Source organism: Intestinibacillus massiliensis (genome assembly GCF_900155735.1).
In the GTDB taxonomy this organism is placed as follows: domain Bacteria; phylum Bacillota; class Clostridia; order Oscillospirales; family Butyricicoccaceae; genus Intestinibacillus; species Intestinibacillus massiliensis.
Window position 1 is genome coordinate 98,645 of record NZ_LT707058.1, and the last position, 9,610, is coordinate 108,254.

The window sequence follows — 9,610 nt, forward strand, 5'->3', positions numbered from 1 at the left end:
GCCGGCGCCAATAGGCGCCGGCCTTCCTTTACTTTCCGGGGGATGTGGCGTCATGCGGCGTGAGCGGCGGGCCGTCAAAGGCCAGCTTCTCAAATTCCGCCGCGGGCATCGGCCGCGCGAAGGCGAAGCCCTGCACCATGTCGCACTTGGCGTCGGCCAGGAAGCGCACCTGCGGCACGGTCTCCACGCCCTCGGAAACCGTGCGCATATGCAGCCTTTTGGCCAGGTCGAGCACGCTTTCCACGATATACCGCGTGCGGCTGTCCCCCATGTCGCCCTCGAAGAAGGCGCGGTCGAGTTTGAGCACGTCGGCGGGCACGTCCTTGAGGATGTTGAGCGAGGAATAGCCGCTGCCAAAGTCGTCGAGCGAGCAGGTGAAGCCGAGCTTGTGGATTTCCCCAATCACGCGGATCAGCGCGTCCAGGTTCTCCAGCACCAGCGTTTCGGTCAGCTCGATCTCGATCAGCTTGGGCGGTAGGCCGTACTTCTGGAAGATGGCCGCGTAGGCGTCCAAAAAGTGCGGGTCGTCCAGGTGCCGCCGCGACAGGTTGACCGAGATGGGCACCGGGGACTTGCCCATGTCGATCCAGCGGCGCAGCAGGCGGCAGACCTCTTCAAACACATACCGGTCGAGCTTGACAATAAAGCCGTTTTTCTCAAACGCGGGGATGAATTCGCCCGGCGACACCATGCCATGCACCGGGTCGCACCAGCGCACCAGCGCCTCCGCCCCGGCGACGGTGCCGTCCTCCAGGGAGACCTTGGGCTGCAGGTAGACCACGAACTCGTGGTTTTGCAGCGCCCCCTCCTTGCGGTTGTCGATCTCCTTCTCGCGCAGCATGCGCAGGCGCTCCTGGTCGGTATAGTAGCAGTAGGCGCACAGGCGGCTGTCCGGCCGGCGCTTGACCTGCTTGCGCGCGACGTTCGCGCGGTCTTGGATGGTGATGAGGTCGAGAGACGGGTCGGTCACCACGTACACGCCGGCGCACAGCGGCAGGTAGTACTTCTGTTCAAGCCCGTTGTTATGGGCGTTGACCGCATGCGCAAAGCCCGCCAGGCGCGCGGCGACCTCGGCCTCGGGCGCGTTGCGCAGCAGCAGGTTGAAGGTATCCGCCGCGATACGGCACACAAATTCGCCCGGCTGCAAGCCGGCTTCGATGCAGCGGTAGACGAAGCGCAGGGTGCGGTTGCCATCTTGGCTGCCGAAGGCGTCGTTGATCAGCTTGAACTGCCGGATATCGGCCGAGACGAGCGCATACGTCCCCGCCGGCTGCGCGGCGATGCGCGCAGCCGCCTCCTGCTCAAACCACTGGCGGCTGTGGCCGCCGGTGACCGGGTCGGTATAGGCCAGCGCGGTGAGCCGGTCGCGGCTTTTGCGGTTCATCCGGATGATGAGCACGATCAGCGCCAGGAAGAGCACGGCCACCGCGACATTGACGAACGCCGCGAGGTGGATGATCCGCTCCGTGCGCGCCGTGGCCGCCTCGGTGGGCACCACGCACAGCATGTACCAGTCCGATACCGCAAGCGGCATATAATTCATGACCTTGTGCACGCCGTTTTCCGTGGTATAGCACAGCGTGCCCGGCCGCCCGGCGGCGATGTCCGCCTGTAACCCCTGCACCGAGTAGCCCCGGTCGAGCGTACAGCTGGAGCTGAGCAACGTAAAGTAGTTGTTATACCCCTGGATGGCGTTTTTGTTGCTGGAATCAAAGATAAAGTTGCCGTTTGGCTGGATGACCTGTGTAAAGCCCTCGCCGCTGAAGGACTCGACGTCGAGCGTTTCGCGCAGGCGGCTGAGCGGCGAGGCGGCGGCGAGCGCGCCGATGACCTTGCCGTCCAGCCGCAGCGGCACGGCAAATATGATGGATCCGGTATCCGGCTCCTCCGGCAGGTACTGCAGGCCGGAGACCGCGTCAGCCCCGCGCAGCGCTTCCTGCACGCAGGGCTGCCCCGACAGGTCGGTCACCGTGCCCGCGGTCGTATAGGCCATGCCGTCCAGCTCCACGATCCCCATGCGCAGGAAGCCGTACCGCGGGGACGCCTGCGTCAGGTAGGCGATCACAGCCTCCGGGTCCTCCTGCCTGCCGAGCCATACGCAGGTGTCCCCCATGGCGTGCAGGTTGTCAAAGGTGTCGCTTACGCTGGTGTTGATGGTGGTGGAGACGCGCTCCGCGACCTCGCCCACATAGCGCCAGGCCTCGTCCTCCAGGGCGTGCTTGAGGGAGACCGTGTAAAACCCGCACAGGGCGGCCAGCAGCAGCGCTGCGGCCAGCAGGTAGGCGGGCAGCCGGGACGCTTTGTCATTGTTTTGGTTCGGATGTCCGGTCATTTTCCCCGCCCTCCCCAGGATCGGTCGTTACACCGTCGGAAATGTCGAAATTGTTGCGCCCGTTGCGCTTGACTTCGTAAAGCGCCGCGTCGGCCGCGCGGTAAAGCGGGTCGAAGGCGCTGCCGGCCTCCGCGAACACCGCGCCGACCGATACCGTGACGGCCAGGCCGCCAGCCATATGGATATTGTCGCGCATGGCGCCCTGGAGCTGGCGGCACTTGGCCTCCAGGATATCCCGGGACGCGCCGCCCGGCAGGAAGACCAGGAACTCGTCGCCGCCCAGGCGGCCGATGATATCGTCCCGCCGGAAAACCGACTGCAGCGTCGCGGCGGCCTGGATCAGCACCTGGTCGCCGATATAGTGGCCATACTGGTCGTTAACTTCCTTGAAATGGTCGATATCCAGCACGAGGAGCGCGCCGCGGCTGCCGGGGCGCAGGGAGCGGAGCCGCTCGGAAACGAGCGTGCGCGCAGTCGCGGCATTGTAGACGCCGGTCAGGCTGTCGCGCTGCGCCTTGTGCACGAGCGCCTCGTGCTCCTCCCGCTCCGCCTGGATATCCGCGACCTTGCCGATGGAAAACAGCGGCCGCCCGTCCTTGTCGGCAACGACCTTGGCCGCCACGCGCAGCCACCGCCGCTTGCCGTCGGTAAAGGTGCAGGGGAGGTCCTGGACGATTGCGTGGCTGCGCAGCAGCCCTTCTATGAATTGCGCCTGCGGTGCCAGGGCGCTGTCGAGCTGGGCGCACCGCTGCAAGGTGACGGCATAGCGCTCAAAGACCGGCGGGACGCCAAAATGCTCCGCGCTGCGCTCGGACAGCGTCAGCCGGTCGGCGGCAAAATCGTATTCAAAGAGGTATTCGCCGGAGAGGTCGGCGAGCTGGCGGAAACGTTCGCTTTCGAGCGCGAGCCGGCGGTTGGCGCGCGTGCGCTGCCGCACAAACAGCGCCATGACGGACACGACCAGCAGCGCCGCGGCCAGCACGAGGCAGAACGCGGGGACCGGGTTCGCCTCGATCAGGGCGCGCAGCGTAACCTGCGGGCGCACGGTCACATTGCGGTAGATGATGGATTGCAGCTCGGCGTCCGGCATGCTGAGCACCACCTTGTTCAGGATGGAGATCAGGCGGGAATCCGCGGGCTTTACCACGCCAATGCACACCTTGTGCATGCGGTTGGCCTGCGGCAGCAGGCGCAGGTTCCGGTAGCGCGGCTGGCTGATGTAATACTGCGCGGCGTAGGCGTTGCCGTAGCAATAGTCGGCCTTCCCTTTGCGGACCGCCTCAAGGCAATCCTGGAAGGTCGGGTAAACCGTGATGTCCTCCGTCAGCCCGTCCTTGTACAGCAGCCCCTGCGGCAGCGCCAGGCGTTTGCCGGACATATCGCCCGTGTCCGCGCGAGGGTCGACCACCATGACCATGGGGCAGACCACGTAGGGGCGGGTCAGGGACACGCCGTCCGCCGCGGCCGTCTCGTAATCGTAATAGACGCTGGCGAGCAGGTCGGGCTGGGCGCCATCCGGCATATCGGGCTGTGCGCCGTCCTGTATGGGCACGAATGTAAATTCCAGGCCGGTCTCCTGCGTGATATAGCTGAACACGCCCTGGGCGATGCCCTGGAACTGCCCGTGCCCATCGAAATATTGGTAGGGGATACGCCCGGGGCGCACGCCGACGCGCAGCGGGGCGGACAGCCCTGCGATGTAGCTCTTTTCCTCGTCGGACAGCATCAGGCCGGCGGGCTGGTTGCCGAAGTATTTTTCGTACAGCGTCGCGGCGAACGAGGGGTCGACGCTGTTGACCTGCGTAATGGCGGCGTTGATCTGGCGGATCAGCGCGGTGTTGTCCTTGCTGGTAGCCAAATAGAACGGGTGCGGGTCGAATTTCGCGACCACGCGGGTGTTTTCCCGGGGGTCGGTGTCTGAACCCAGCAACGCGTCCACCGTTTTGGTGCGCAGCGCGCCCTCCCAGCCCCGTTCGTCGTAGAAGGCGACGGCCTGCATGGACAGGTGGTTGCTCTCGCAAAACGCCTCCAGCGCCTCCAGGCGCGAGGTGGCCGGCGCCAGGTAGCCGACACGGATATGGTCGAGCGTCTGGTAGTTCCCCTCGTTGATGGCCGTGTTGTCCGCGCGCACGCGGAGCACCGTGTAGCTGGTGCCGTAGTTGTAATTGGGGTAGGCGTACCGCGTGGCGAGCGAAGGATGGTAATTCATACCCCCAAGCAGGTCGATTTCGCCGTCCTCCAGCATTTGGAGGAGCACCGTGAGCTGCCCGTCCAGGTCGTCGGCCTCCGGCGTGACAAATTCATAATTCCAGCCCGTGTACTGCGCAAGCTCCTGCAAATATTCGTATGTATAGCCGGAACGGGCGCCGGTATCCGAAGTTTCTGATAGGCCGTCCTGCTGCGGGAAGCCGACCCGCAAGGCTTTGGGCTGTGCCGCCGCGGCGGGATTTACGGGCAGGAGGCAGAGGGCCAGGGCCGCGAGCACGCAGGCTGCGTACAGGCGGCATCGGTGTTTCATGCGTCCATCCCCTCCTTGCAAAAAGATAGCAACCGTGCTTCTGGCTTCATATCGGCAAAACCTGCGTGCCGGTTACAAAAATCGCACTAAAAGCAATAACTTCACTTATATTGTACCGCATTGTATCAATAATGACAAGGGAGAAGCGCCCAATAACGGTCGGATAAGAGAAAAATATCCAGCCATTTTGCCGCAAGGCCGACCCTATCCGCGCGCAGATGCAAAAAACCGCCGCCCGGGAACGGGCGGCGGCATAGCGGGTGCTTAAGTGTTTTCGAGCGGCGGGCACTCATAGGGCTTCTCCGGGCGCTTGCGCGACTTGGACGGCCGCTTGCCGCAGAAATGCACTTCATAGCGCTCCATGCAGTCTTTGATGACCTCCACGGCCTCGGCGCGGACAAGCGCGTCGGACGTTGTGGTGTGGGTGTGCTCCAGCCCCTTGTACACTTCGAAGAAATGCGCGATTTCGTTGGCGTAGTGCGGGGGGAGCTGGTCGATATCCTGGTAGAAGTTCCAGGTGGGGTCGTCGCACGGGATGGCGATGATCTTGTCGTCGACCTCGTCGTCGTCGATCATGCGGATGACGCCGATCGGGTAGCACTTGACCATGACGAGCGGGTCGAGCGTCTCCGAGCACAGCACGAGCACGTCGAGCGGGTCGCCGTCGTCCGCGTAGGTGCGCGGGATAAAACCGTAGTTCGCCGGGTAGTGGGTGGAGGTGTACAGGATGCGGTCGAGACGGAGCAGGCCGGTTTCCTTGTCAAGCTCATACTTTTTCTTGCTGGACGCCGGGATTTCGATCACTGCCATAAATTCTTCCGGCTTTATATGCCTTGGATTGATATCATGCCAAATGTTCATGGGCTTCATTCCCCTTCTCCTGTAAATCTATACCCATCGTATCACAGGATGCCCGGCTCGTCCAGAGTGAATACCGGGAATCAGCTGGAAATTAAACGGCCGGTGGGCGAATAATAGCGGATGCTGTTATCCGTCAGCATCACGCGCAGCGCGCCGTCCTCAAAGGCAAGCTGCGCGCCCCATTCGATGCCGGGCACCCGGCCAAGCTCGTTCATGCGGTCGTCGTAAAAAAACAGCGTGCCGCTGTCGGGGTCAAGGTCCACCAGCGTGTTCGCCCCGTCGCCCAGCGGGTCGGTAAGCGCCGCCGAGGTGTAAACCTGGCTGCCGTGCATGGTCAGGGGGGCGTCCGGCGCCGTGGCGTAAACCAAGCGGTTGGGCAGGGTTTCGCCGGCAAAATGGTACATGTCGGGGCCGTAATATGAGCCGTCGCGCGCGAGCATCTGGACGACAAACTCGCTGCCGCGCATCTCCTCTACATAGAAATCGCCGTTTTGCAGCACGCCCATGCCGGTAAAACCCTTGGACTGGTAAATCACGCGGCCGTCAAACCGCTCGATGCGCCCGCCCGTCGCGGCGGGGGAGCGGATGGACAGGTACCGCCCATAGGCCAGGCTGGCCTCGCCTTCGGCAACCTTTGCCTTGCAGGCCTCGGGAAGGAAGTCCCCCTGCGTGTCGATCAGCCGGTAGGGGCCGCCCGCCTCCTGCTGGACGCAGGCCACGCCGTCCAAAAATTCACTGGCAGCGGCATATGCGGCGGGGATAATGAAACCGCTGTCGCTGATATACCCCCAAAGGAATGCGGGCGAGCCGTCGGGGTTGTTCCCGGTCCACCGGTAAAAGCGGTACATGCCGTCCCGCCCGGCCGGCGAGGCATTCACCAGGAAGCCCTTTTGCACCAGCACGCCTTCGGGCATTTTGACCAGCGCGCCGTTTTCCGCCCCGGTATAGGACACGTCCGCATAGTTCCCGGGCAAGGCTCCCACGCTGCTGAAAAACACGCCGCCGCCGTTTTCGCCGGACAGGCCGGCGACCGTCGCCAACGAACCATCCTCGCGGAGCAGCCGGAGCCCCTTATTCGGCACGCCGACGGCCGCCCAGCCGTTTGCAAACGCGCCCGCAAAGTCGAATTGCGCGGGGATGGCGACGTTGCCCGCGGCGTCCTTATAGCCGTAAAGCCCTGTCCCCGGATCGAGGAAGGCAAACCGCCGCTCCCCCGCGCGGGGCGCGCCGCCGCCCGCGTCCGCCCACTGCCGCAGGCGCAGCATGGTGACGATCGACTGTTCCACCGTATAGGAGACGTTCGGCTCGAAGCAATTGTCCCCGACGCCGGACATGATGCCGGCGTTATTGCAAAAATCGGCCGCCTCGCGCGCCCAGGGGAAAAAATACCCGGTTTCCAGCCCGTTGCCTAGAAAGCGCAGCGCGCCCTTGCGGTCGTCCCAGACATGCGGCACAAACAGCGCGTCCGGGATGGATACCTGCCAGCCGCCCTTCTGCGCCATGCGGTACAGCATCGCGGCCGCCTCCTGGCGGGTGATCGGGTCGTCTGGCGCAAAGGTGTCTTCGGTTTTGCCGTTGACCACGCCGAGCAGCGCCATCTTGCGCACGTTTTCATCGTCCGTATCGGTAAACGGGTGATAGGCGTCCAGCCGCGCGAAGGCGTTGCCCTGCGCGGGCAGGGTTTCGTGCGCGAGCGCGCAGAACTGCGCCCGCGTGATCGGCTGCTGGTAACGGGATTGCAGGCTTCCCGGCACGAGGCCACGGCCGATTGCCTCCTGTACAGCGTCCGCCGCCCAGGCGGAGGGTGCGTCCGCGGCAACGGCGGCGGGCAGGGGCGGCAGCAGGAGCAGGGCGGCGGCCAGCGCCGCGAGCAGACGTTTTTTCATCGGTAGATCCTCCCTTTCTCCCTATCTTGACGCGTGGGGCGGGCGGGTTTACTACAGGAAAGGGGTACAAACCCGCGCGCCCTTGCAGGGGGACGTAAAAAGCCGGCCTTCCCCCCCCCAGGGGGAAAGCCGGCTTTGCGCCTTACAGGACCCTTGCCGCGCCGACCGCCCCGCACAGGAGCAGGAAGGCCGCGGCGGCGACGGCGAATACCATCGCGGTGCGGTAGCAGCGTGCCGCGGCGGCGCGCGTCTTGTCGTCGTCCTTTTCGCCGCGCTCGATCGCGCCTTCGAGCGAACCCATACGCACGCGCGAGACGAACGAAATGACCGCGCACAGGCCGAACAGCCCGAGCAGCACATATTGCAGCAGCATCATGGCGCGGGTCAGCCCGCGTTCGGGATCAGGTTGAGCACGACGGCGAGCGCCACAAACAGGAAAGCGACAACCGTGGTGATCTTGGACAGGATGGCGTCCATGCCGCGCGCCTTATTCGAGCTGAAGAAGGTTTCCGCGCCGCCGGCGATGGTGCCAAGGCCCTGTGCCTTGCCGTGCTGCAGCAGGATGGTGACGATCAGGAACAGGCATGCCAGTACCTCAATCACCGAAAGGGCGAACTTCAGCGTTCCCATGGTAGCTATCATGAATTTACGACCTCCAAAAATAATCTGTAATCTATCCGTGTCCCCCGCGTCCTGCGCGAGGACAAACCTTGCGTAACTAGCATCATATCACAAAAAAAACGTTCTGACAAGGGCTTTTGCGCGAAAAAATAAGGGAAAAGGCTGCCCGCGGGATCGCCCCGCGCCGCGGGGGGCATCATAGGCGCGGGCACCCGGGCAAACGCAGCCCCCCGCGGCAGCTATTTCAGCCGGCGCAGCGTCGGCTTGAGGCGGTCGCCGAGCGGCCCGCCCATCTTGTTCGTCAGGATGGCGTTTTTCGAAAGGTCGACCACCGCGACGCGCACGGCCGACCAGCCCGCGGCCGGCGCCTCATGACGCCTGTCGTGGCTGAACTTCTTGAGGCGGCGCAGCAGCGCGCGGTCGAAGTCCGCCGTGACGAGCACGAGCGAAAACAGCGAAAATTCATGGCTGCCGTCCGGCGCGACCAGGTTGTCGTGCACGCGGGTGATGTAGCCGAGCGCCTCGTCAAGCCCCTCCGCGGTCAGTTTTTCCGCCGGGACGAACAGGCAGCGCTCGTGGCAGTGCGTGGTGACGCCCGTCGGGATCAGGCCGAAGGGCTTGCGCTCGCCGTCCAGGTCGAAGGCGGCGTCCAGCGCGACGTAGCGCCCCTCGACGAGGGCGTCGCGGCGCAGGGTGAAGTGCTCCCCCATGTCCTGCGCGGCAAGCTCGAGCAGGCGGGCGGTGGCGGCGGCAAAATCGGTCATTTTATGCGCCCTCTTTCCTTAAAATACGGCGGGGTACACGCCCTGCGCGGTCAGGCCGGCGATGGCCTGCTGCACGGAGGGCTTGTCCTCGCGGTAGGTGACGCCGTACCAGCGCGCGGCGGTCGTCAGCACGCGGGCGGACGCCTTGCCCGACCGGATCAGCTCGTCCACGGCAAACGGCAGGTACAGCTCGGCCTTTTCCGGGTTCTCGCGCAGCCCTTCCGCGACGAAGCGGCGCAGCATGCCGGTTAGCTCGTCCATGAAGGACGGCGTGAAGCCCCATACGTTGAGCGACACCGGCGTGTCCCCGGCGAGCGCGCCGCCCTCGCAGCGGATCACGCCGTCCGCGCCGCGGCTGATGGCCGTGCGCTCGACGATCGAGGCGAGGTTCCCGTCCGCGTCCGCGCGGCACACGCCGCGGGAGACCGTGCCGTTTTCCGTCAGCGTGTTTTCCAGGCGGTAGCCGACCATGCAGTAGCGGTACTTTTCATCGTCGCGCGCGTCCTTTAAATAACCATAGAGCGCGGAAAACGCCTCCGCGCCGTAAAAATCGTCCGCGTTGATGACGGCGAAGGGCGCGTCCCCCACGGCCTCGCGCGCGCACCAGACCGCGTGGGCGGTGCCGAGC

8 protein-coding genes are annotated in these 9,610 nt (G+C 64.6%); all 8 read right to left on the bottom strand.

Annotated elements, in window-relative coordinates; translation table 11 throughout:
* Positions 1–28: 28 nt before the first annotated feature.
* Positions 29–2,332, bottom strand: coding sequence for a bifunctional diguanylate cyclase/phosphodiesterase (locus tag CZ203_RS07410; RefSeq protein WP_087065498.1), 2,304 nt, complete (start codon positions 2,330–2,332; stop codon positions 29–31).
* Entirely contained in the window at positions 2,304–4,850 is a 2,547-nt protein-coding gene (locus CZ203_RS07415; protein ID WP_087065499.1) for a diguanylate cyclase, read from the bottom strand. The genes CZ203_RS07410 and CZ203_RS07415 overlap by 29 nt, the downstream gene beginning before the upstream one ends.
* A 264-nt stretch (positions 4,851–5,114) precedes the next feature.
* Positions 5,115–5,711: an inorganic diphosphatase gene (locus CZ203_RS07420; RefSeq protein ID WP_087065584.1), complete on the bottom strand. Its 597-nt coding sequence runs from the start codon at positions 5,709–5,711 to the stop codon at positions 5,115–5,117.
* A gap of 80 nt (positions 5,712–5,791) precedes the next feature.
* Positions 5,792–7,597 carry an S-layer homology domain-containing protein gene (locus tag CZ203_RS07425; protein ID WP_087065500.1) on the bottom strand — a complete coding sequence of 602 codons (1,806 nt, stop codon included), beginning with the start codon at positions 7,595–7,597 and terminating at the stop codon, positions 5,792–5,794.
* A gap of 142 nt (positions 7,598–7,739) precedes the next feature.
* The gene (locus tag CZ203_RS07430) at positions 7,740–7,973 is read right to left on the bottom strand and encodes a hypothetical protein (protein ID WP_087065501.1); all 234 of its coding nucleotides are present in this window, start codon (positions 7,971–7,973) and stop codon (positions 7,740–7,742) included.
* Positions 7,974–7,981: 8 nt separating this feature from the next.
* The gene (secG, locus tag CZ203_RS07435) at positions 7,982–8,239 is read right to left on the bottom strand and encodes a preprotein translocase subunit SecG (RefSeq protein ID WP_227105521.1); all 258 of its coding nucleotides are present in this window, start codon (positions 8,237–8,239) and stop codon (positions 7,982–7,984) included.
* A 218-nt stretch (positions 8,240–8,457) separates the two neighbouring features.
* The gene (locus CZ203_RS07440) at positions 8,458–8,982 is read right to left on the bottom strand and encodes a hypothetical protein (RefSeq protein WP_087065503.1); all 525 of its coding nucleotides are present in this window, start codon (positions 8,980–8,982) and stop codon (positions 8,458–8,460) included.
* An 18-nt stretch (positions 8,983–9,000) separates the two neighbouring features.
* On the bottom strand, positions 9,001–9,610 hold a 610-nt coding region (locus CZ203_RS07445), incomplete at its 5' end, for a nucleotidyltransferase (protein WP_159456417.1).

What these genes read in the sequence shown, in the direction of transcription:
- CZ203_RS07430 (WP_087065501.1), bottom strand. Translation starts at nt 7,973, where the DNA reads ATGATGCTGCTGCAATATGTGCTGCTCGGGCTGTTCGGCCTGTGCGCG.
- CZ203_RS07415 (WP_087065499.1), bottom strand. Translation starts at nt 4,850, where the DNA reads ATGAAACACCGATGCCGCCTGTACGCAGCCTGCGTGCTCGCGGCCCTG.
- CZ203_RS07440 (WP_087065503.1), bottom strand. Translation starts at nt 8,982, where the DNA reads ATGACCGATTTTGCCGCCGCCACCGCCCGCCTGCTCGAGCTTGCCGCG.
- CZ203_RS07420 (WP_087065584.1), bottom strand. Translation starts at nt 5,711, where the DNA reads ATGAACATTTGGCATGATATCAATCCAAGGCATATAAAGCCGGAAGAA.
- CZ203_RS07425 (WP_087065500.1), bottom strand. Translation starts at nt 7,597, where the DNA reads ATGAAAAAACGTCTGCTCGCGGCGCTGGCCGCCGCCCTGCTCCTGCTG.
- CZ203_RS07410 (WP_087065498.1), bottom strand. Translation starts at nt 2,332, where the DNA reads ATGACCGGACATCCGAACCAAAACAATGACAAAGCGTCCCGGCTGCCC.
- secG (WP_227105521.1), bottom strand. Translation starts at nt 8,239, where the DNA reads ATGATAGCTACCATGGGAACGCTGAAGTTCGCCCTTTCGGTGATTGAG.